Here is a 22,199-nt window from a genome sequence, read left to right as displayed (position 1 = left end):
TTCAGGCAGCCTTTGTTTTCTTGGTCTTTTTCGATTTACCTTCGGCCTGCTTGACGGCGGGCCGTTTGGCGAGAATGTCTTTCAGATACCGTCCGGTGTAGCTTTCCGACACTTTGGCAACCTCTTCCGGCGTGCCTTCGGCCACCAGATAGCCGCCCGCATCACCACCATCGGGGCCCATATCGACCACCCAGTCGGCGGTCTTGATGACCTCAAGGTTATGCTCAATCACGAGGACGCTGTTGCCGGCATCGACAAGCGCCTGCAAGACTTCCATCAATTTGCGCACATCCTCGAAATGAAGGCCCGTGGTCGGCTCGTCGAGGATATAGAGCGTACGGCCCGTTGCCCGGCGGGAGAGTTCCTTTGCCAGCTTGACGCGCTGCGCTTCACCGCCGGAGAGGGTCGTCGCCTGTTGCCCGACATGGATATAGCCGAGACCGACCTGTTGCAAAGTCTCGAATTTCTCGCGGACGTTCGGCACCGCCTTGAAGAACACCGCCGCGTCATCAACGGTCATGTTGAGTACGTCGGAGATGGACTTGTCCTTGAATTTGATTTCCAGTGTCTCGCGGTTATAGCGCTCCCCCTTGCAGACGTCGCATTGCACATAGACGTCGGGCAGGAAATGCATCTCGATCTTGATGACGCCATCGCCCTTGCAGGCCTCACAACGGCCACCCTTGACGTTGAAGGAGAAACGCCCGGATTTATAGCCGCGCGCCTTGGCTTCTGGCAGTCCGGCGAACCATTCGCGGATCGGTGTGAAGGCGCCGGTATAGGTCGCCGGGTTGGACCGCGGTGTCCGCCCGATGGGGGACTGGTCGATATCGACAATCTTGTCCAGCCACTCAATCCCCTCGATCCGGTCATGGGGGCCAGGATGGTTGCGGTTATTGTTCAACTTTTTGGCAATGGCCTTGTAGAGTGTTTCGATAATCAGCGACGACTTCCCGCCGCCCGACACGCCGGTCACGCAGGTAAAGGTGCCAAGCGGAATGTTGACGTTCACTCGCTTGAGGTTGTTATGCCGCGCGCCAATGATATGGATCTGGCGGGATTCCTGGATGCGCCGCCGCTCCTTAGGCAACGGCACTTCCATCTCGCCGGAGAGATATTTGCCGGTAATACTTTCCGGCTCCTTCATGATATCTTCAGGCGTGCCTTGAGCAATCAGGCGGCCACCATGACGACCCGCGCGTGGACCCATATCCACCACATGGTCAGCGGTCATGATGGCTTCCTCGTCATGTTCCACGACGATCACGGAGTTGCCCTGATCGCGCAGATTGACGAGGGTTTTAAGAAGCCTTGCGTTGTCCCGCTGATGCAGGCCGATGGACGGCTCGTCCAGCACATAGAGCACACCGGTCAGGCCGGACCCGATCTGGGAGGCAAGGCGGATACGTTGGCTCTCCCCACCCGAGAGTGTGCCGGAGCCACGCGAAAGGGTCAGATATTCAAGCCCGACATCGACAAGAAAACCGAGCCGTTCATTGATTTCCTTGAGGACCCGCTCGGCGATGGAATTGTCTTTATCCGAGAGGGTTCCGGATAGTTCCTTGAACCACTTGCGGGCATCAAGAATGGATTTCGCGCAAACCTCGCCGATATGATGATCGCCAATGCGGATGGCAAGGCTTTCTTCCTTAAGGCGATGTCCGCCGCATTTGCTGCAATTTGTCTTGTCCTGATATTTTTCCAGATCCTCGCGGACCCAGCTGCTGTCGGTCTCGCGCCAGCGGCGCTCGATATTCGGGATAACGCCTTCAAACGGCTTATTGGTCTTGTACGTCCGCAGGCCGTCATCAAAGGTAATCTGGATTTTGGTGTCCCCGGTACCGAAAAGGATTGCATTGCGGGCCTCCTCATCGATTTCTTCCCACGGTTCGGTAGTAGTGAAACCGTAATGCTTGGCGAGGGCTTCCAAAGTCTGCATATAGTATGGTGCCGGCGTCTGGGAGCGGGACCAGGGGGCAATCGCCCCGTCACGCAAGGTGAGCGTCACATCCGGCACGATCTGGTCCGGATCGAAGAACATTTCCGTCCCCAATCCACCACAGGCCGTGCAGGCGCCGTAAGGGTTGTTGAAGGAGAAGATGCGCGGCTCAATCTCCTCAATCGTGAAGCCGGAAACCGGACAGGCGAACTTGGAGGAGAACATCGTCCGTTCCTTCGTGTCCGCGTCTTCCACGGCGAACAGCCCGTCGGCGAGATCGAGCGCCGTCTCAATGGAATCAGCGAGCCGGCCCTGAATTTCCGCATTCAGGACAACACGGTCCACAACAACATCGATATGATGCTTGATCTGCTTGTCGAGTTCGGGGGTATCCTCAATATCGTAAATCTCGCCGTCGACCTTGACCCGCTGAAAGCCGCGCTTGCGCAGATCGAGAAATTCCTTGCGGTATTCGCCTTTGCGGCCGCGCACGATGGGGGCCAGCAGGTATAGGCGTTTGCCTTCGCCCATGGCCAAAACCTGGTCCACCATCTGGCTAACCGTCTGGCTGGCGATGGGCAATCCAGTCGCTGGAGAATAGGGCACGCCGATACGGGCGTAGAGAAGGCGCAGATAGTCATAGATTTCTGTCACCGTGCCGACCGTGGAACGCGGGTTCTTCGACGTCGTCTTCTGCTCGATCGAAATGGCGGGGCTGAGGCCGTCGATATGGTCCACATCCGGTTTCTGCATCATCTCAAGAAACTGCCGTGCATAGGCCGACAGGCTTTCCACATAGCGCCGCTGCCCTTCCGCATAGATGGTGTCGAAAGCAAGAGAGGACTTGCCCGATCCGGACAGTCCGGTGATCACCACCAGTTCGTCCCGGGGGATATCAATGTTAACATTCTGCAAATTATGTTCGCGGGCGCCGCGGATGCTGAGAATTTTCTGCATTCGGATAGTATACCTGACGTGAGCTTGAAACTGAGCCGGAATTTATAGGTTAATAAGGGAAAAGGCCAGACTTATTGGTAAAAAGTGTTTTCACTTTGTTCACGGTCGACATTATGGTCGAAAAGCACTGGCCAGAGGCGCTTTTGCACGCTATTGTCTGGCCAGAATTTTTTAAAAGAAAATAGAATCGAAAGCGGAACACACTATGGCGGGCAGCGTTAATAAAGTCATTCTTGTTGGAAATCTGGGCGCGGATCCTGAAGTTCGCTATATGAATAATGGCAAGCCCGTCTGTAACCTTCGCGTTGCGACGAGCGAATCCTGGAAGGATCGGGACAGCGGAGAGAAGCGCGAGCGCACGGAATGGCACCGGGTCGTGATCTTTAACGAAGGTCTTTGCAAGATTGCAGAGCAGTTTTTGAAAAAAGGCTCCAAGATCTATCTGGAAGGGCAGCTTCAGACCCGCCAGTATGAACAGGACGGTATTACCAAATACTCTACGGAAGTTGTTCTGCAGGGCTTTAACTCCGCACTGACCATGCTTGATAGCGTTGGTGGTGGCCAGGGCCAGGGTGCTGGTTATGGCGGCGGCGCACAGAAGAGTGGAAATGACTATGGCGGAGGCGGTGCCCCCAGCGGTGATCGCAGCTACGGCGGTCCATCCGGCAGCGGCATGGGCGGCGATTTTGATGATGATATCCCGTTCTAGGTACAGGACGGTTCCGACGATAAGTTAGAAAAGCTGTCCATCATGGGCGGCTTTTTTTGTGGCGTGACGCGCGTATCAGGTGTCGAATGACGCATTGCTATTAATAATATGTCGGTTGTGGCCAAGTAACCTGACCAAAGCATGACTAAGGTGATTTTCCCGGAATCATAGACAAGATGGCTGGCGAGAGACAGGATGGCGTTGTTATTGGGGATTGATACCGGGGGCACCTATACGGATGCCGTGCTGTTCGATGAGGAACGGGGCGTGATCGCTAGCGCCAAGTCTCTTACCACGCGGGCAAATTATGCCGTCGGTATCGGCAAGTCTGTGGCGGCCGTAGTCGCGGCGGAAAAGATTTCTCCCGCCGATATCGGTCTTGTTTCCCTCTCGACAACACTGGCGACTAACGCGCTGGTGGAGGGGCAGGGCGGCCATGTCTGCCTGGTCATGATCGGTTTTGACGAGGCGGCGCTGGATCGCAATGGCCTGCGCGAAGCCCTGAAGGGTGATCCCGTCATATTTTTGGGCGGAGGGCATAACGGGCAGGGAGAGGCCGAGGTTCCGCTCGACGAGGCAGCGCTTGCGGCGGAGCTCGCGGAAAAGGCGGGTCATGTCACGGCCTTTGCGGTTGCCGGCCTTTTCGCCATCCGCAACCCCGAGCATGAACTCCGGGTTCGCGAGCTAATTCTACAGCGGTCAGACAGCTACAGCGTCACCTGCAGTCATGAGCTTTCCAGCAAGCTCGACGGACCGCGGCGGGCGCTGACGTCTGTCCTGAATGCGCGGCTGATCAATCTTATCCATCACCTGATCACCTCAAGCGAGTCCCTGTTCGCGGAGATGAAAATTGACGCGCCGCTGATGGTGGTGCAGGGGGATGGCGCCCTGATCTCGGCGGAGATTGCCAAGGTGAAACCGATCGAGACGATCCTTTCCGGTCCGGCGGCAAGCCTTGTCGGCGCGGCCTACTTAAGCGGCGAGAAAAACGCGATTGTCTCGGATATCGGCGGGACGACGACAGATATTGCGGTTCTTGAAAACGGCAGTCCACGCCTTGATGCAGATGGCGCGACCGTTGGCGGCTGGCGCACCATGGTGGAGGCGGTGGCGATCCATACGGTCGGGCTTGGCGGGGATAGCGAGGTGGCGGCGGTCAAGTCCGGATTCGTGCTCGCGCTGGCGCTGGGGCCGCGGCGCGTGGTGCCGGTCAGTCTGCTCGCCGTGGACTATCCCGATCTTGTGCAGACCACACTGGACGCGCAACTGTTGCGGGAGCGATGGCAGGATAATTTTGGCCGCTTTGCCCTTGCGGTGGGTCGGGAAAGCGCGCATCTGGCCAACCTTTCTGATCTCGAAAGAGAGCTGCTCGCCGAGTTACAGGCTGGACCAATGCCTTTGGAGAAGCTGGTCACGCGGAGAAAACAGGCGGCAGCGCTGGACCGGCTGGTGTCGGCGGGCCTGGTGATGATTGCCGGGCTGACGCCGTCCGATGCGGCACATGTTCTGGGGCTGCACGAAGCCTGGGACCGGAGCGCGGCGGAAAAGGCGGCGACCCTCTTTGCCCGGCAAAAGGATGGGCGCGGTGTTCCGCTCGCCCGGTCGGCGACAGAGGTGAGTGACATGATTTTTAACGCGCTGGTGACCACATCGAGTGAGACGTTACTCGCCGCGGCGCTGGGCAAGGATTCCTTACTGACGCCGGGCGAGGCAGTGACGGTTCTTCATGCGGCGCACAGGGAGGATCCCCATCCGCTGGTCAATGTGGATATTGGCCTTCGCCTGCCGGTAATCGGGCTCGGTGCGTCGGCCCATATCTACTATCCGGAGGTGGCGGCACGACTCAAGACAAGGGCCGTCATCCCCGAACATGCCGGTGTCGCCAATGCGGTGGGTGCGGTGGTAGGGCAGGTCCGTGTGAGCGCCCATGCCAGTATCTCCCCGACGGATAACGACGGCTATCGCCTTTATCATAGCGGGGAGCCGCTGGATTTTGCGAGCCTTGAGGCCGCGGCTGCCGAAGCGGAGAAATGCCTGACCTGTGAGGCGCGGGAACTGGCGATCGAGGCCGGGGCGGCGGAAATAAACACGAAGTTCGTCCGGCGAGATAATATCGCCCATATCAATGGCCAGGAAATGTTTGTCGAGAGTCTTCTCGACGTCACTGCCTTCGGACGGCCGCGGATCGCCCGCTAGGGCGTTTGCAGGGGCAGGGCGGTGGTGAATTTGATCTCCTCCATGGCGAAGTTGGAGCTGACATCGGAGAGATCAATCTCGCGGATCAGGCGGTGATAGAACTTGTCATAGGCCGCAACATCCGGCACCACCACTTTCAGCAGATAATCAATGTCACCGCTCATCCGGTAAAATTCCATTATCTCCGGAAAACGATCCACGGTGTCGGCAAATTTCTTGAGCCAGTCCACATCATGGCGGCTGGTCTTGATGGCAACGAAAACAGTGACCGGCAAATTAAGCTTGTGACGATCCAGTAGGGTGACTTGTGCCCGGATCATGCCCGTTTCCTCGAGCGACTTGATGCGCCGCCAGCAGGCAGTGCGGGAGCAGCCGACTTTCTCTGCAAGGTCAGCTACAGCAATCGAGCTGTCCTGCTGCAAGTGACTAAGGATCTTGCGATCAATACTATCCATGGAATAATTTTCCGGCAGAATTGGATTTTTTAGAATTTATGTTTCACATATTAGGGATAATACGTCAATAAAGGATAAATATTCCACCGTTTTCCGTTATTATCTCTCTTGTATCAAGCGTATAACAATTCTTAAAGAGCGGACAAAGACCATGACACTCCAGCACCTTTTCACAGACCACCCTGCCTCTGTTAATGAAAGCTATTTCGAGCATATGGAAATGTCCGCCACTTTTGCCTTCTGGTTGTTTGCAGCAGGGGTTTGCGCGTCGGTTCATGCCATTTTTCCATTCCTTTTTGAAAAAACAGGAAGCCGGATCATAACCAAATTGCATAGCCGGATGGTTGCGGGTCGCGTGCGGAACCCGGCACCCTTGTCCCCGGTTCATCAGGCTCTCGACAGCGCGGCTTTGTAAGGTTGCATGTTGGGCAAAACTGCCGCCTGTATGAGGCCTGCTAAAGGTTGCTTATGGGGCTGATATCTTGTAGAACAAGCCAACCCTGACGATCGCTAATATCGGTAGGGGAGTTTAATGGTTTTTTCTGTGCTTGGCCAATGCCCGGCATACTCAAGTTTATTCAGGAACCCCTGCCTTGAATGATGTAACGATACCTCCTTCCGATAACCATATCGTTCCGGTTACTATTGAAGAGGAAATGCGGCGGTCGTATCTCGACTATGCCATGAGCGTGATTGTCTCGCGTGCGCTTCCCGATGCCCGCGACGGCCTCAAGCCGGTGCACCGGCGGATCATTTACGCCATGTATGAGAATGGCTATACCTCCGACAAGGCATTCCGCAAATCTGCCCGCGTCGTCGGTGATGTGATGGGTCGTTATCATCCCCATGGGGATAGCGCGATTTATGATGCCATGGTGCGTCTCGCGCAGGATTTCTCCATGAGCCTCAAGCTGGTCGAGGGGCAGGGCAACTTTGGTTCCATGGACGGCGACAAGGCCGCCGCCATGCGGTATACCGAGGCCCGCCTGCAAAAGGCCGCAGAGAGCCTGATCGATGATATCGACAAGGATACAGTCGATTTCGTTAACAACTATGATGATAGCGAGCGCGAACCCTCTGTTCTGCCGGCACGCTATCCCAATCTTCTGGTTAACGGCGCGGGCGGTATCGCCGTCGGCATGGCGACTAATATTCCGCCGCATAACCTCGGCGAGGTGGTTGACGGAGCGTTGGCGCTTCTTGAAAAGCCGGAAATGGGCGTTGAGGAGCTGATCGACTACATCCCGGGGCCGGACTTTCCGACGGGCGGGACGATCCTCGGACGGAGTGGGTCAATTAGCGGCCTGACCACCGGACGCGGGTCCGTTATCATGCGGGCGAAAGTCGACGTGGAGGAAATCCGCAAGGACCGGCAGGCGCTGATCGTCACGGAAATCCCCTACCAAATCAATAAGGCCCGCCTGGTCGAGCAGATAGCCGACCTTGTGCGCGCGAAGAAGGTTGAGGGAATTGGCGATCTTCGCGATGAGTCGGACCGTCATGGTGTGCGGGTCGTTATCGAGATCAAGCGTGATGCAATGGCGGAAGTGGTGCTGAACCAGCTTTATCGTTTCACTTCGCTGCAAACCTCTTTCGGCGTCAATATGCTGGCGCTAAATCGCGGCAAGCCGGAGCTTCTCAATGTCAAGGAACTGCTCGATGCCTTCCTTGATTTCCGGGAGGAGGTTATTTCCCGCCGGACAAAGTACTTGCTTGGCAAGGCACGGGAGCGGGCGCATGTCTTGATCGGCCTTGCGATTGCGGTGGCCAATATCGATGACATCATCAAACTGATCCGCGCGGCGCCTGATCCGGCAACGGCGCGCGCCGAGCTGATGGGCAAGGATTGGCCTGCGGGCACCGTCGAAGCCCTGATCCGGCTGGTCGATGATCCACAATATACGATCAATGAAGATGGCTCCTACCGCCTATCGGAAGCCCAGGCCAGGGCTATTCTTGATCTGCGCCTGCAGCGTTTGACAGCGCTCGGCCAAAATGAAATTGGCGACGAGTTAAAGGATCTGGGCGCAAAGATCCTCGATTATCTCGATATTCTGTCCAGCCGTCCGCGCCTGATCGGCATCATCCGCGACGAACTTCTCGAGATGAAGGAAAAATACGCGGTGCCGCGGCGCACCATGATCGAGGAAAATGAGTTCGAGCATGATATTGAGGACCTGATCCAGCGCGAGGATATGGTGCTGACGGTCAGTCACAAGGGTTATATCAAACGCGTTCCGCTCTCGACCTATAAACCGCAGCGACGCGGTGGCAAGGGCCGCGCCGGTATGCAGACCCGCGATGAGGATTTCGTGACGCAGGTGTTTGTGGTGAACACCCATACGCCAGTATTGTTCTTCTCCTCCTTTGGGCGTGTTTACAAGCTGAAGGTTTACCGCCTGCCGCAGGGCTCTCCGCAAAGTCTCGGCAAGGCGATCATCAATCTCCTGCCGCTTGAGGAAGGGGAGGTTATCTATACCCTCATGCCGTTGCCTGAGGAGGAAGATAGCTGGTCCGAACTGGAAGTCATGTTTGCGACTGCCAAGGGTAATGTCCGCCGCAACCTTTTAAGTGATTTCTCAAACGTGAAGTCGAATGGCAAGATCGCCATGAAGCTTGATGAGGATGATCAGTTGATCGGCGTCCAGATTTGTACTGCGGCGAATGACGTGTTACTGGTCGCGAAAGGCGGTAAATGTATTCGCTTCCGTGCAACCGATGTTCGGTTGTTCAAGGGGCGGGACTCCAGCGGTGTCCGCGGCATGAAACTTGCGAAGGGGGATAGCGTGATTGGTATGTCTATCCTCAATCATGTGGAAGTTGATACAGAGACACGGGATGCTTACCTGAAAACCCGACGTTCTGCTGATGAAAGCGGCGCTGTTACGGAATATGGGGATGGTATGACTCCAGAGCTCTATGAAGAGCTTTACACGCAGGAAGAGGTCTTGCTGGCGATCACCGTCAACGGTTATGGCAAGCGAACAAATGCCTATGAGTATCGGGTCACCAATCGCGGTGGTCAGGGAATCATCAACATTGAAACCTCTAGCCGGAACGGCGATGTAATCGCCACCTTCCCGATCACGGAAGATGAGCAGATCATGCTGGTTACCAATGGGGGTAAACTGATCCGGACACCGGTAACAGATATCCGTATCGCTGGCCGGAATACGCAGGGCGTGACCCTGTTCAAGACCGCGGAAGGGGAGCAGGTTGTCTCTGTTACCGCGCTTGAAGATGCAAAGTCTGACGATGAAAATGATGAAAACGGGGAGGACAATATTGAGGCCCCTGATGAGGACACCAACAGCTAAAGCGACGTAAATATCTTATCAAGCTAACAAAAAGAAGTAGCGAAGGAAGGGAAGGAAGTTTCATGTCGAAGAATCGCGTAGGATTGTATCCAGGGACCTTTGATCCAATTACGGTAGGGCATTATGACATTATCCGTCGTGCGTCAAAGCTGGTTGATACGCTGGTAATTGGTGTTGCGATGAACCCGGGGAAAAATCCTCTCTTTACCGTGGAAGAACGGGTTGAGATGGTCGAAAAGATGACCGAGGAATTTCCGGGAACCAATTTCGTAGTGAAACCCTTCAACAATCTGTTGATGCATTTTGCGGAGCAGGTTGGTGCGGCCATCATTATTCGAGGGCTTCGCGCTGTGTCCGACTTTGAATATGAGTTCCAGATGGTCGGCATGAACCGTCGCCTGAATTCCGAGATTGAGACGGTTTTCCTGATGGCGTCGGACCAGCATCAATTCATCGCCTCCAGCTTGGTCAAGGAAATTGCCCTGCTGGACGGTGATATCACAAAATTTGTTTCTGCGGCGACGGCAAAGAAGATTGTTGAACGCGTCGAGCTTATCAGGAGCAAAAAGACGAACTAACACTAATGTCCGGGAAGGATCCGGACGCGACAGGAGCAATTAATGTCCCGTGATTTAGAAAACACCCTTTATCTTGAACTGAAAGATGGCCGTGTCGTCATCGAGATGCGTCCCGATCTGGCGCCAAACCATGTCAGCCGCATTAAGGAACTTGCGCGTGATGGTTTTTATGACGGCATTGTCTTCCATCGGGTAATCGATGGCTTCATGGCACAGACTGGCTGTCCGCAGGGGACGGGAACTGGGGGATCGGGGCAGAACCTCTCCGCTGAGTTCTCCGGCGAAGCCCATATTGAGGGCACCTGTTCCATGGCCCGTGCCGGTCATCCCGACAGTGCCGACAGCCAGTTCTTCATTATGTTCGATCGTGCGCCGCATCTGGATAGCCAGTATTCAATCTGGGGCCAGGTGGTCGAGGGTATGGACGCCGTGCACAAGATCAAGAAGGGTAACAGCATGGACAATGGCTCCGTTGCGGACCCGGACAAGATCCTCAGCCTCAAGGTTGCGGCTGACGCCGAGTAACATTTTGCATTTTTTTGGGCACGAACGGCTTGGGGTCCCAAGTCGTTCGTTTGCGTTTTAGATCATGAAAGTTGACGCCTTCGATTTTACCCTGCCACCGGAGCGGATCGCCGATCGCCCCGCGGTTCCGCGCGAGGCGGCGAAACTATTGGTGATCAGGGAAGAGCTGAGCGATCATACAGTCGCCGACCTGCCGGACCTTTTGGCGGAAGGGGATCTGCTTGTTTTTAACGATACCAAGGTGATCCCGGCGCGACTTCGCGGGAAAAGGCGGTCGGCAAAGATTGAGGTGACGCTGCACAAGAATGTCTCCGCCGACAGCTGGCATGCCTTTGCGAAACCGGCAAAGAAGCTGAAAGTCAGTGATATCATAGAGTTCGGGGACGGTTTTACGGCGTTGGTTACGAACAAGTTTGAAGGCGGGGAAGTGGCGCTGTCCTTTTCGGCCTCCGGGCCCGACTTGATGGAAAAGCTGATGGCGCATGGGGAAATTCCCTTGCCGCCCTATATCAGCAGCCTGCGCGCCGTTGACGAGCAGGACAAGAGCGATTACCAGACAATTTTTGCCAAGGACGAGGGTGCTGTCGCGGCGCCGACGGCGGGACTGCATTTTACCGAGGCCCTACTTGAGAAATTCCGCGCCCGTGGGATCGATATGGTGACGACGACGCTCCATGTGGGGGCGGGCACGTTCCTGCCGGTGAAGGTTGACGATACGGATGATCACAAGATGCATGCGGAGCGAGGTTTCCTGAATGCGGAGACAGCGCGGAAGATCAACGAGGTTCGGGCGCGCGGCGGACGGATTGTCTCGGTCGGGACAACCAGCCTGCGTCTTTTGGAAAGTGCGGCAGATGAGTCCGGCGTCTTGCATCCGTTTGAGGGGGAGACGGATATTTTCATTACCCCCGGTTACCGCTTCAAGGCGATCGATCTTCTGATCACCAATTTCCACTTGCCGAAATCGACGCTTTTCATGCTGGTTTCGGCTTTTTCCGGACTGGAGACCATGAAGGCGGCCTATGCCCATGCGATCGCGGAAAAATATCGTTTTTATTCCTATGGCGACTGTTCGCTGCTATATCCGAAACCATGACAAACGCATTTGAATTTAATATTTCCGCCACCGATGGTGCAGCCCGTCGTGGGACCCTGAAAACCGCCCATGGGGAAATTCGCACGCCGGCCTTCATGCCTGTTGGGACGGCGGCGACGGTGAAAGGGATGACGCCGGAGGCCGTGCGGGAGACCGGGGCTGATATCCTGCTTGGCAATACGTATCACCTGATGCTGCGCCCGGGATCAGAGCGGGTAAAGCGCCTCGGCGGCCTACATAAATTCATGAGCTGGGAACGGCCGATCCTGACAGATAGCGGCGGATTTCAGGTGATGTCCCTGAATGAGCTGCGCAAGATCGACGAGAATGGCGTGATCTTCAAGTCTCATATCGATGGGCAGCGGTTCGAATTGACGCCGGAACGATCCATGCAGATCCAGAATGATCTCGACGCCACGATCACCATGGCGTTCGATGAATGCACACCCTATCCCGCTACGGAGGAGGTGGCTGCAAGCTCCATGCGCCGCTCGATGCGCTGGGCTGAGCGCTCCCGCGAGGCTTATGAGCAAAGGTCCGGCTATGGCCTGTTCGGCATTGTGCAGGGCTCGACCTATGAGGATTTGCGTCTGGAATCCATTGCGGCGCTGACCGGCATCGGGTTTGAGGGATATGCGGTCGGCGGCCTCGCCGTTGGTGAAGGGCAGGCGGAAATGTTCCGCACGCTGGAATTTACCACGCCTGCATTGCCGCAGGACAAGCCGCGATACCTTATGGGGGTTGGCAAGCCCGATGACCTTGTGGGGGGCGTCATGCGTGGCATTGACATGTTTGATTGTGTGTTGCCGACCCGATCGGGACGCAATGCACAAGGCTTCACCCGCTATGGCACGGTGAATATCCGCAATGCCCGCCATGCGGATGATCTGCGCCCACTCGATGAGCGCTGCAGCTGTCCGGCCTGTCGGAACTACAGCCGCGGCTATCTGCATCACCTGTTCAAGGCGAAGGAGATGCTGGGCTCCATGTTGCTGACCTGGCATAACCTTCATTATTATCAGGAAGTCATGGCGGGTATGCGGGACGCAATCGAGGAAGGCAAGCTCGCAGATTTCGCCCTCGATTTCTTCGCAATGCAAGCGCAGGGTGATATTGAGCCGGTTTAGGCTGGAAAAACGGGGGAAGTAAGGTAATCGAAGCCATCTCTGCCTTTGAGGGGAGGGGTGGAATTGGCAAAAACAGCTTCGATCAACCTTGGACCACTTTATCATCCGCTTTGGAGTCTTAACATCGCGTTAAAATTTGAGCAGGCCCCGGACTTCCCTCGAATGAACGTCTAAATTGGCCGCTTTTTAAGTATTTTGGCCCTGGTTCGTAAAGCCCCAGTTTAATCAACGGAATTTCTAAAGAAACAATCGGGTGCGATTCTGGCCTGGCACGACTGATTCTCGCTGTAACACGCCCAGTTGGCTAGGTGGTCGAGGGCCTTTCCGGTTTCGGGGAGGGGGGCGCTTTAACAGACTGCGGGTCTGCTTTTGTGACCGTCGTGGTAGAGCGATTCGTCACGGTGGAAATGATTTTATCGATCACATGGAAAATGAGCTCTACGCTGTAGCCCGCCAGGAAGGCGATGGCGAGGGGGCTGAAACTTGAGAGGCCGGAAGATTCCAGGTTGATCGTCGCAATGGCAGAGGAATGGGACGTGAGGGAATAAAGTTTGCTCGGAGCATCCGTAAAGAAGAAGCTGGCCATAATCCCGGCGAGCGGACCTTGCGTGATCCGAAGGCCGTAATCAATATGGGAATTCATCGAGAAGGTTAGGTTTTCAATATCCTTTGGCAGCTGTCGCAGAACATAGAAGGACGCACCCAATAGCCCATAGAGGATCGGCAGGAAATAGTTGGAGATGGCATGCAGGACATATTGCGCCGATATGTAGTGGATATGGGTTTTCGCTTCCATGGATAAATCTTCATAATCTGATTTGTCCCATGTTTGCTGGCTGAAGAAAATGAGCCGGCCCCAAAGCCGGTTCCAGTTCTTGAGCTCGATAATTTCCGCACTGCGCCAGGAGATATATTCACCAATCTGGCGACTAAGAGCTTGGGTGTTCGTGGAGATCGGAAAATTCTTCTGCGCCGCATCGTTTGTTAATGATGACGCTTCGCCATCCGCTTCCTCACTGGACGCCAGACGCTTTGCCAGATCACTGCCCTTCATCGGTATTGTTGGATTGCTCTCCGTAAAAAGCTGTGCTTCCAAGTCGATGATTCTGTCAGACTGTTCCTTGATATCGATCACAAGGGTATTGCCGATCGCCCAGAATACCTGCAACGCGATCAGAGACAGCAAAGTCGTAAGGGACAATAACTTATAGCGAAAGGCAGACTTCAGGGACATGGGGGCATATTTTCTGCTGTGTAAACATCCTCCATTGCCAGTTTGAAGCCGCTGTAAATCATGGTTTGCACGAACACTTTCGATTGTAATCGGGCTGAGTGTTTGGGAGAGCGTTTCGTAGGCCTGCCAGAAACTGTTGGCAATCTCCGGCGTCACCAGATTTTTATCGAAGGCTTCATTTGCATTAAGAATGGTCCGGGTAACATCATTCTCCAACATAATGCCGCGTTCTGCGGCTGTCATCATCAGGAGCTGGGCATTGGCGAGCGAGTTAGCGAGGATGGTGGACCCAATGGAAAGACCCTGCCTTGTATTCCCATCTGTTTTACGCGTTGTCGATCGTCTTGAGAAAATACCCATATCATGCTCCTTCCTTTCAGTGACGCGAAGAAGGCGGGGTTTGTGATCGAAAGCCTGCATTTTCGCCCATATTGTCACGAGCTATTACGGAAACCGGAAGCCGAAGGTTGTCGCGCGGCATGCCACCGCGCTAAAAGAAGACAGCATCAACATCTTTAGTAGAGGTACGCCCGGTGATTATGTATGGAATCAAGAATTGCGATACGTGTAGGAAGGCCCTTAAATGGTTGAAAGAGGAGGGGATAGACTGCGATTTTCATGATCTGCGTGCCGATGGACTACCAGCCGCAGAACTCACGAAATGGCTCGCTGCCATCGATCGCAATATCCTGATCAACAAACGGGGAACGACTTATCGTCAACTTGACAGTGCGGCAAAGGCTGTTTTGGAAGAGGATGACCCTGCCGCGATTATCCTGACCTTGCCGACTTTACTGAAGCGGCCAATATTTTCTCATAACGACCGATATCTTGTCGGGTTCAAGGAGCCGGAGAAAGAAACACTGAAAGAATGGGCCGCTTAGCCCAGCTTCTGCACATAGCAGAGGACATGATCGATATCGACCTGGTTTTCACTTAGGGGCAAGGCGATCACCCGTAGCGGGACTTCATCGGAAGTGGAGGGGAAGTATTCGGTGCCATGGGTTGGTTTTCCCGTGTTTGCGACATCCCTTGCGAGGCTGAGGACCCAGTCAACAACCATCGGTGAAAAATCAATATCAGACGTATATGCCTGATCCGGGCTTCCTTCCTGTATGACCTGACGGACTTCCTGGGTAAATCCGTTTGCAAGCTGAAGTCGGCCCGCGGCCCGGTCGCAATACACCAATGTGCAGTTTGGCCAATGTTTGCCAATCTTCGTGGTATCCAGATTTTGCCAGGTCGGATAGCGGTTCCCCTCGCGTATTTCCATCCAGTAGGAGAGAATATCCGGCGTGGCCGCTTTCTTTTGCCATCCAGATGACGCAGCAGGCCGCGCCCAATTCGATCGCCGAGGCGGCACGGCAGAAACGGATTTTGGGGTGGGGGAGCTCTCTTTCTTGGTGGCGGGAGCAGGTTTTTTGGCTGTAGATGGTTTTTTGACCTGCTTTTCAGGCGCCTTGGCTTTTGTCTTGACGTTGACGGATGTAGTTTCCGCTGCTGCCTTCTCAAAAACGGGTTCAGATGCCTTGTTTGCCGGTTTACTTGCTTCAAGTTCTTCCGCCAGTGCCTGGAGCCGGTCCGTAATATCACCGGATTTTACCTTGCGTTGGGGATCAGCCGTATCCTTGGGTCGTCTTAATTTTATACGTGAAAGCGACGCTGCATTTAGACCGGTTTCCAGTTCATTATTATCGTCAATAGTTTCACGCATGTTCGGTTACTTCCATTTAGAAGGATGACTTGTCCAGAACGCAATTACAGGATTGTGGCAAAATCTCCGTTCCATGGTTGGCAACATATTCTTCCAGAGCGGTTTCAAAAATTGACTGTGCGGACATTTGCGTATGTGCCGCTATGAGTTTGAGTTGTAGATGATCTCTTGGGGACATACGGACGGATATCCGGATGCGGCCAAGGCCATCCTTTTTCAGCTTCGAAACTTCTGCGGCAATTTCACGGGCTTGTTTTTCACCGAGCGGGGAAGGTGTTATACCAGAGGAATAGCCGCTACTGACGGGGTTGGACGCGGCAACGGGTTGATAATCGCGCGTAACGGGGAGATGGGAAGCTTCGGTTTGAGGATAGGACGCTGTGTCATTATGACGGGTTAATGCCTCATCAGGCGTGTCGGTATCTTCTGCCAAAAAGGGGTTATCTGTATTTTCGGGATTGAAATTAGACGTTTCCTCGCGCGCCTCCGATGTGGCGTATTGCGGCTCATCTTCAGTTGCATCCGTTGAATGCGGTTCCGCATACTCGCGCACCCGATCGTAAATACGTGATACACGGTTCTCGCCATCCTTTTTATCGTCGTCGAGAAGGTTCTTCGGCGTCAAACGGGGCGATGCCGGGGCTGCTTTGCCTTTGGCGGCAATCAATGAGCTGGTTAGGAAAGCTGCTTTCATGACAAATCTTCTTCTTTTAAATGGCGGTCAGAACTTAATTATACGCCGCGCCATTGCTAGCCGGAGATGCGGAAAGATGGTGTGAAGTTGGCATTGAATGATTGGTTTCCATTCGTGCCAGGCGTTCATCGATATAGGCCCAGAGCTTTGTGATCTCGTCGCTAGAACGAGAGGATGGATTAAGTTCCATCGTTGTCCGCCCGTCAATCATGCTGGAGGCGAAATCAACCCGTTGGTGGATAATCGCCGGAGCAAGTGTACCATGCTGCGACAAGGCGATTGCGGCCTCGCTGGTGATCCTTGCGCGTGGTGTTGCCCCGTTGACAACGAAAATGAGGGGTGTGTTCAAACCTTCGGCCAGTTCAACGGTTGCCCCGACAGCACGCAGGTCATGCGGGCTGGGACGGGTCGGTATGATCAGCAAGTCCGAAAGCCCGATCACATTGGCGATGGTTGAGGTAATGGCTGGCGGCGTATCGACGAACAAAAGATTGATGCCCATCTTTTCCATCCGGCCTATATCCGCCCCAAGCCGCTCAACAGTTGTTCGCGCGAACAGCGGGGTTTCCGCTTCGCGTTCGTTCCACCATTCAGACAGGCTGCCCTGAGGGTCGGTGTCAACAAGCGCCACGGGTCCTCCGCCGGCCATTTCAGCCTGAACCGCGAGATGGCCGGCAAGTGTCGTTTTACCTGAACCACCTTTTTGTGATGCTACCGCGATAACCTTCATCAGAACTCTCCTGCTCAGTTCTTTGTTACTGGAGGTGATGACACCGTTTTCGCAGACGGTTAATCCGCTCCAGTTGTTGTCTCATGGAGCAAAATTACAGATTAAAAATTAAGGAAGATTTACGAACTAGGCCAAAACTTAGGTAAATATTAGTAAAAAAATTTATTAAGCCTTAAGGCGCCCTGCAATCTGGTTACAGAATAAACTGTTCATCGAGTATCCGCTTTTCCAGATTATGTTCCGGGTCGAACAGCAATCGGATGGAGATATCGCGCTTTTCCTCGATAATGACCGTGGCGACATCCCGAACTTCCACAGCATCCGCAACGGCGCTGACGGGCCGTTTGTTAGCTTCCAGAACTTCAAGCTCAATCCGTGCCTCTCGCGGCAGAATGGCGCCACGCCAGCGTCTCGGACGAAAGGCGCTGATCGGGGTGAGGGCCAGAACACCGGCATTCACCGGTAAAATCGGGCCATGGGCGGAATAATTATAGGCAGTGCTGCCGGCCGGGGTGGCGACGAGAACGCCATCGCAAGTCAGTTCCGCAACCTTGACATGTCCGTCGATGGAAATGCGTATTTTGGCGGTTTGACGGCTTTCCCGGAGTAGGGAAACTTCATTGATGGCAAGTGCTTCTGTTTTCTCACCATGCATATTTACCGCGACCATGTTTAGGGGGTGGAGCTTCGTAATCTCGCCCGCGCTCAACCGTTCAATCAGGCCTTCTTCCTGATAAGTATTCAGCAGGAAGCCAACGGTCCCCTTGTTCATACCATAGATCGGGATTTTTGAACTCATGAAGGAATGCATTGTTTCCAGCATAAAGCCGTCCCCGCCGAGCGCGACGATGACTTCAGCTTCTGTCGCAGGAACATTGCCATAACGCGCGATCAGGCTTTCACAGGCGATCTGCGCATCTTCCGATTCGCTGGCAGTAAAATGTATTTTCATCCGCAGTTAGCCGCCCGTTACGCTCATATGACGGGGAACCGCCGGACGGCCGTCGGATTTACGGTCGATAATGAAATCATGGCCCTTGGGTTTGCGTCCGATCGCTTCATCAATCGCCGCATCGAGCGCCGCGAGGCCATTCTCGCCACGCAAGACAGTTTTCAGGTCGGCCTTGTCTTCCTGGCCGAGACACATATAAAGCATGCCGGTGCAGGTAAGTCGGACCCGATTACAGCTTTCGCAGAAATTATGGGTGAGAGGGGTAATGAAGCCAATCCGCCCGCCGGTTTCCGCAACATCAAAGTAATCGGAGGGGCCCCCGGTCCGATAGGCAGAGGGGGTTAGCGTCCAGCGTTCACCAAGTTGCTTCTTGACGTCCGAGAGCGGGAGATACTGGTCCGAGCGTTGCCCGTCAATCGTGCCCATGGGCATTGTTTCGATAAAAGTGATGTCCATCCCCTCATCACCGACCCATTGGATCAGATCGTTGAATTCATGATCGTTAAATCCCTTGAGGGCAACTGTATTAATCTTGATTTTGAGGCCGGCTTCCTTGGCGCTACGGATGCTTGCCATCACTTTCTCAAAATTGCCCCAGCGGGTAATGTCCTGAAACTGATAGGGGTTGAGCGTATCAAGTGAAACGTTAAGCCTGCGTACACCTGCGTCATATAGCTCGCCTGCATATTTTCCAAGCTGGCTGCCATTGGTTGTCAGGGTTAATTCATCCAGTTCACCACTTTTGATGTAGAGGCCCAAATTACGGAATAGCTCCATAATTCCCTTACGAACCAGTGGTTCCCCGCCGGTAATCCGGATCTTCCGCACGCCTTTGCGAATAAAGGCGGCAGACACCATTTCCAACTCTTCCAGGCTGAGGACGTCCTTTTTTGGCAGGAACGTCATATTTTCCGACATGCAGTATTTGCAGCGGAAATCGCAGCGGTCCGTAACGGACACTCTGAGATAGCTTATTTCTCTGCCAAAAGGATCAATCACGTTCAACTTCCCGGAAAGGAGGGCGACAATGGTACAGCTTTAAAATATATTTTTATATATCTATTGCAAGCAATGACAGAAAAGAAGCTCTATCGCCCATCAGGTTTCGGCGTAGCTTATTTTTCCGGACATGAAGTCTTCATTCAGGAGAGCCGCTTTGGCTGTCTCCACAGTCAATAGATCATAAAAATCCATTGGTACCGATTTAATCTTGGTGAGCAGGGAGGTTTTCTGATGGCGAATTGATCCGGTAAGATCATAGATCGTTTTAAAAATTACCCGGTCGATATCCAGGCTGCGGCAGGCAACGGCGAGTATTTCAGGATTTTCCGCGTAGAGGATATCCTTGATTTTATCGCTTTCGATGTCGAGGAGTTTGGCGAAGGAATATTCAAAAAGATCAATTTCACCCTGATGCAGTGATTTAATCATGAAACGCGTTGAAAGTTCGCCGGAATGGTGAAGTTTCTCGACTAGCCGGAGTGACGGGTCACTTTCCTTCGAGATAGATTGGATCGTATCTTCGCGATCTTTGATATCCATTTGAAGCGCGCGGATATCCACTTCGAAATTATCGCGGATATATTCTCGTAGAGACATCGAGACCCAGCGATACATTTTTTCCGCAATCGGTTTAGGGAGGAAAGGCCGATCGAGAAGAGGGCGCTGATACTCTGTAATGCATTCAGAAAGTTCACCAAGATTGTCCAGCATAACCGGGGACACCTTGGCAGTATGGTTCTCCAATAACGCGACCGTTATCTCCGGGTCATTTATTTCGCAGAGAGCCGTGCAGATTTCTTCTCCAATATTATCTCGTGCCGCAACGGCGAGCTGATGCTGTTTGGAGCGGTGTTTGACAATTTCCAAAAGATCATTTTCTGCGAGCAGGCCACAATCTCTTAGGATTGGCAGTGCCACCTCAATATCGTCATTCGCGAGAAACACCATCAGATTACGCGGAATATCCTGCTTTGATGCCAGGTTTTTCGCAAAATTCGCACGGATTGTTTTAGCAACATCTGTCGTAATCCGGCAGATAATATCTGCCATTATTTCCTTTTCCTGATTGGTAAAGGAGGATTGATCATCTACAAGGAATTCGCCTAGGCGGGCATATAGAAATTGACGCTGTTCTGGGGAGTTTGTCTCCGCAAGGTCAACAAGCACTTTTATGGCTTCAATATTTTCCTGTGCAGTAACGGGCATTATGTATCTGTCCATCGGTTGAGACTTTTCAGGCTTACCTTAGACAATTACTATTAAAATACCGTTAACTTGTGATTTAGCCTCTTTAGAAACTGGAGGTTAGCCGACAGGCCTCAATGGGCGAGGGGCAGGCGGATTTTGAACCGGCTCCCATCTGACAGACTGCTCTTTACCGTGATGTTTCCACCCATTAGACGCGCCAGTTTGAGTGACAGCGTCAACCCAAGGCCGACACCGTCGGTGCCGCGGCTATATACCCCTTCATGAGCCTGTTTAAAGGCCTCAAAGATTTTTTCCTGATCTTCTTCGGCGATACCGGGGCCGGTATCCCAGATCGTGATATCGACAAAGGTTTCATCGATAATTTCATACTCTATCCCGATAGTACCGTTGCGCGGCGTAAACTTAACGGCGTTGCCGAGTATGTTGACTAGTATTTGCAGGCACCTGGTTGGATCGACAGCGAGATCAATATTTTCCGTGATCCGGGTGCCGATTATTTCAAGTCTTTTCTCTCGGGCATGGTTCTGAATAAGAACATAAGAATCCGCAACCATACCGGCGAGCGAGGTTGGGACAATCTCGATCGGAATCTTATCGCTTTCAATGCGCGCGATATCGAGAATATCCTCAATTAGGCTCAGAAGATGCTTGCCCGAATTCAATATATCGCCAACATATTCGCGGTATTTATCACTTATGGGGCCGAATGTTTCCAGCCCGATGACCTCTGCAAATCCAATAATGGCATTCAGCGGTGTCCGCAATTCATGGCTCATGTTGGCGAGGAAGGTATCCTTGGCTTTTGCAGATTCCAGCGCTTTCTTTGCTGTCATCTCAAGCTGCATGTTCTTTTGTGTGATTTCGTTGATTGCCCGCTCCAACTCGGCCTTCGAGGACATAGCCTCGTCCTCTGCCAGAAGTCGGGCAGTGATATCATCACTTGTCCCGCGATATCCTACGTAGCGACCCTTATCGTTAAAAACGGGAACGCCGGACATATTGAAAATCTTGTAATCTCCACTGGTATCCTGAATTTCAAGCGGGACGGACCGGAAGGGGACATGCTGTTCCATGGCGGCTTCCGCCTTGTTGCCACCATCCGCCTCAGGTTTGAATACGCCCAGATCGGCTAGCCGTTTGCTCTTAAGCAACATAGGGGGGAGGCCGACAGCCTGAACGACACGGTCGGAGACAAAGGTTAGTTTTCCGTCTGCGTCTGTTTCCCAAATCCAGTCGGATGCTGCGCGCGTGATATCCAGAAAACGGCGTTTTTCGTCTCTCAGCTTGATTTCCGCGTTTACCTGCCGGGTGGAGTTGATAAAACTTCCGCAGATGGCGATTAACTGGTTTTCATCATCAAAAATTGGAAAATGGCGGGAGAGAAAAAATTCGGTGGTCTGGCCGGCATTTAGAGAAAGTTGTCTGGTTTCCGTCTCTTTGGTTTCCGCAATGCGGGTGACAATGTCAAGGTGATCCTGTGGCAGCGTGGGGAGAATCTGATCATCAACGCGTTGCGCCGCACCAGGGCGAAAATGTTCCCGATATCCGCTGTTGGCATAAATGACGGTTCCATCTGGCCGGGCCATGTACATCGGGGGAGCCTGCTCAAACACAGCGTCAAAAAATTCCCGGCTGACAATGCCCTGCATTGACGGAATTTCAGAACCGCTGGTGCTTTTAACATCAGTATGAAGCGACACGACGCTTCCTTGCCCCCGTTCTGTCATTTACTCTTTACATGTAATTTTACATGTTCCCTGGTACT

Annotated in this window: 19 protein-coding genes; 9 read left to right on the top strand and 10 right to left on the bottom strand. The window is 53.6% G+C overall.

The annotated features are described in order from the left end of the window. Window position 1: 1 nt before the first annotated feature. Complete coding sequence (uvrA, locus tag GQE98_RS09335; protein ID WP_161315380.1) at window positions 2-2,896, bottom strand: excinuclease ABC subunit UvrA; 2,895 nt, start codon at window positions 2,894-2,896, stop codon at window positions 2-4. A gap of 205 nt (window positions 2,897-3,101) precedes the next feature. On the opposite strand from uvrA, the gene ssb reads away from it, so the two are divergent. Beyond that, window positions 3,102-3,605 (top strand): single-stranded DNA-binding protein, encoded by a 504-nt coding sequence (gene ssb / locus GQE98_RS09330; protein ID WP_161315379.1) that lies wholly within the window; start codon window positions 3,102-3,104, stop codon window positions 3,603-3,605. Window positions 3,606-3,800: 195 nt separating this feature from the next. Continuing rightward, window positions 3,801-5,801 carry a hydantoinase/oxoprolinase N-terminal domain-containing protein gene (locus tag GQE98_RS09325; protein ID WP_161315378.1) on the top strand — a complete coding sequence of 667 codons (2,001 nt, stop codon included), beginning with the start codon at window positions 3,801-3,803 and terminating at the stop codon, window positions 5,799-5,801. Here the strand turns inward: GQE98_RS09325 and GQE98_RS09320 are convergent. Continuing rightward, entirely contained in the window at window positions 5,798-6,256 is a 459-nt protein-coding gene (locus GQE98_RS09320; protein WP_161315377.1) for an Lrp/AsnC family transcriptional regulator, read from the bottom strand. The genes GQE98_RS09325 and GQE98_RS09320 overlap by 4 nt on opposite strands. Window positions 6,257-6,407: 151 nt before the next feature. Between GQE98_RS09320 and GQE98_RS09315 the strand changes: the two genes are divergently transcribed. The 6 genes from GQE98_RS09315 to tgt all read left to right on the top strand — a co-directional run bounded on the left by GQE98_RS09315 (window position 6,408) and on the right by tgt (window position 12,899). Beyond that, window positions 6,408-6,671, top strand: coding sequence for a DUF6356 family protein (locus GQE98_RS09315; protein ID WP_161315376.1), 264 nt, complete (start codon window positions 6,408-6,410; stop codon window positions 6,669-6,671). Between the two features lie 178 nt (window positions 6,672-6,849). Beyond that, entirely contained in the window at window positions 6,850-9,573 is a 2,724-nt protein-coding gene (gyrA, locus tag GQE98_RS09310) for a DNA gyrase subunit A (protein WP_202526208.1), read from the top strand. Window positions 9,574-9,635: 62 nt separating this feature from the next. After that, on the top strand, window positions 9,636-10,151 hold the full coding sequence (gene coaD / locus GQE98_RS09305; protein ID WP_161315375.1) for a pantetheine-phosphate adenylyltransferase: 516 nt from the start codon (window positions 9,636-9,638) through the stop codon (window positions 10,149-10,151). Window positions 10,152-10,193: 42 nt separating this feature from the next. Next, window positions 10,194-10,676, top strand: a complete 483-nt coding sequence (locus GQE98_RS09300; RefSeq protein ID WP_161315374.1) for a peptidylprolyl isomerase — start codon at window positions 10,194-10,196, stop codon at window positions 10,674-10,676. Window positions 10,677-10,740: 64 nt separating this feature from the next. Continuing rightward, a complete protein-coding gene (gene queA / locus GQE98_RS09295; RefSeq protein ID WP_161315373.1) occupies window positions 10,741-11,772 on the top strand; it encodes a tRNA preQ1(34) S-adenosylmethionine ribosyltransferase-isomerase QueA in 1,032 nt (343 codons plus the stop codon). Continuing rightward, window positions 11,769-12,899, top strand: coding sequence for a tRNA guanosine(34) transglycosylase Tgt (gene tgt, locus GQE98_RS09290; protein WP_161315372.1), 1,131 nt, complete (start codon window positions 11,769-11,771; stop codon window positions 12,897-12,899). Before queA ends, tgt begins: the two co-directional genes overlap by 4 nt. Window positions 12,900-13,203: 304 nt before the next feature. Here the strand turns inward: tgt and GQE98_RS09285 are convergent, their stop codons facing one another. Further along, window positions 13,204-14,493, bottom strand: coding sequence for a hypothetical protein (locus GQE98_RS09285; protein ID WP_161315371.1), 1,290 nt, complete (start codon window positions 14,491-14,493; stop codon window positions 13,204-13,206). 179 nt (window positions 14,494-14,672) lie between these two features. Here GQE98_RS09285 and GQE98_RS09280 point away from each other — a divergent pair, with 179 nt between their 5' ends. After that, window positions 14,673-15,017: a Spx/MgsR family RNA polymerase-binding regulatory protein gene (locus GQE98_RS09280; RefSeq protein WP_161316253.1), complete on the top strand. Its 345-nt coding sequence runs from the start codon at window positions 14,673-14,675 to the stop codon at window positions 15,015-15,017. Here GQE98_RS09280 and GQE98_RS09275 read toward each other — a convergent pair. The 7 genes from GQE98_RS09275 to GQE98_RS09245 form a co-directional block, all read right to left on the bottom strand. Beyond that, window positions 15,014-15,847 carry a PAS domain-containing protein gene (locus tag GQE98_RS09275; protein WP_161315370.1) on the bottom strand — a complete coding sequence of 278 codons (834 nt, stop codon included), beginning with the start codon at window positions 15,845-15,847 and terminating at the stop codon, window positions 15,014-15,016. The genes GQE98_RS09280 and GQE98_RS09275 overlap by 4 nt on opposite strands. A gap of 16 nt (window positions 15,848-15,863) precedes the next feature. Further along, window positions 15,864-16,541 (bottom strand): hypothetical protein, encoded by a 678-nt coding sequence (locus GQE98_RS09270; protein WP_161315369.1) that lies wholly within the window; start codon window positions 16,539-16,541, stop codon window positions 15,864-15,866. A 34-nt stretch (window positions 16,542-16,575) separates the two neighbouring features. Beyond that, complete coding sequence (locus GQE98_RS09265) at window positions 16,576-17,271, bottom strand: ParA family protein (RefSeq protein WP_161315368.1); 696 nt, start codon at window positions 17,269-17,271, stop codon at window positions 16,576-16,578. A 193-nt stretch (window positions 17,272-17,464) separates the two neighbouring features. After that, a complete protein-coding gene (locus tag GQE98_RS09260; protein WP_161315367.1) occupies window positions 17,465-18,223 on the bottom strand; it encodes an NAD kinase in 759 nt (252 codons plus the stop codon). A 6-nt stretch (window positions 18,224-18,229) separates the two neighbouring features. Next, entirely contained in the window at window positions 18,230-19,222 is a 993-nt protein-coding gene (gene moaA, locus GQE98_RS09255; protein WP_161315366.1) for a GTP 3',8-cyclase MoaA, read from the bottom strand. 99 nt (window positions 19,223-19,321) lie between these two features. Further along, window positions 19,322-20,431 carry a DUF2336 domain-containing protein gene (locus GQE98_RS09250; protein WP_161315365.1) on the bottom strand — a complete coding sequence of 370 codons (1,110 nt, stop codon included), beginning with the start codon at window positions 20,429-20,431 and terminating at the stop codon, window positions 19,322-19,324. 113 nt (window positions 20,432-20,544) lie between these two features. After that, window positions 20,545-22,134 (bottom strand): ATP-binding protein, encoded by a 1,590-nt coding sequence (locus GQE98_RS09245; protein ID WP_161315364.1) that lies wholly within the window; start codon window positions 22,132-22,134, stop codon window positions 20,545-20,547. Window positions 22,135-22,199: the final 65 nt, after the last annotated feature.

Source organism: Sneathiella litorea, assembly GCF_009882915.1.
GTDB lineage: Bacteria > Pseudomonadota > Alphaproteobacteria > Sneathiellales > Sneathiellaceae > Sneathiella > Sneathiella litorea.
The sequence above is the reverse complement of the archived record's forward strand: the minus strand, read 5'-3'. Positions and strand labels throughout refer to the sequence as shown.

Excerpts from the sequence above, each read along its gene's own strand:
- uvrA (WP_161315380.1), bottom strand. The coding sequence starts at position 2,896 with ATGCAGAAAATTCTCAGCATCCGCGGCGCCCGCGAACATAATTTGCAG.
- ssb (WP_161315379.1), top strand. The coding sequence starts at position 3,102 with ATGGCGGGCAGCGTTAATAAAGTCATTCTTGTTGGAAATCTGGGCGCG.
- GQE98_RS09325 (WP_161315378.1), top strand. The coding sequence starts at position 3,801 with ATGGCGTTGTTATTGGGGATTGATACCGGGGGCACCTATACGGATGCC.
- GQE98_RS09320 (WP_161315377.1), bottom strand. The coding sequence starts at position 6,256 with ATGGATAGTATTGATCGCAAGATCCTTAGTCACTTGCAGCAGGACAGC.
- GQE98_RS09315 (WP_161315376.1), top strand. The coding sequence starts at position 6,408 with ATGACACTCCAGCACCTTTTCACAGACCACCCTGCCTCTGTTAATGAA.
- coaD (WP_161315375.1), top strand. The coding sequence starts at position 9,636 with ATGTCGAAGAATCGCGTAGGATTGTATCCAGGGACCTTTGATCCAATT.
- GQE98_RS09300 (WP_161315374.1), top strand. The coding sequence starts at position 10,194 with ATGTCCCGTGATTTAGAAAACACCCTTTATCTTGAACTGAAAGATGGC.
- queA (WP_161315373.1), top strand. The coding sequence starts at position 10,741 with ATGAAAGTTGACGCCTTCGATTTTACCCTGCCACCGGAGCGGATCGCC.
- tgt (WP_161315372.1), top strand. The coding sequence starts at position 11,769 with ATGACAAACGCATTTGAATTTAATATTTCCGCCACCGATGGTGCAGCC.
- GQE98_RS09285 (WP_161315371.1), bottom strand. The coding sequence starts at position 14,493 with ATGGGTATTTTCTCAAGACGATCGACAACGCGTAAAACAGATGGGAAT.
- GQE98_RS09280 (WP_161316253.1), top strand. The coding sequence starts at position 14,673 with ATGTATGGAATCAAGAATTGCGATACGTGTAGGAAGGCCCTTAAATGG.
- GQE98_RS09275 (WP_161315370.1), bottom strand. The coding sequence starts at position 15,847 with ATGCGTGAAACTATTGACGATAATAATGAACTGGAAACCGGTCTAAAT.
- GQE98_RS09270 (WP_161315369.1), bottom strand. The coding sequence starts at position 16,541 with ATGAAAGCAGCTTTCCTAACCAGCTCATTGATTGCCGCCAAAGGCAAA.
- GQE98_RS09265 (WP_161315368.1), bottom strand. The coding sequence starts at position 17,271 with ATGAAGGTTATCGCGGTAGCATCACAAAAAGGTGGTTCAGGTAAAACG.
- GQE98_RS09260 (WP_161315367.1), bottom strand. The coding sequence starts at position 18,223 with ATGAAAATACATTTTACTGCCAGCGAATCGGAAGATGCGCAGATCGCC.
- GQE98_RS09250 (WP_161315365.1), bottom strand. The coding sequence starts at position 20,431 with ATGCCCGTTACTGCACAGGAAAATATTGAAGCCATAAAAGTGCTTGTT.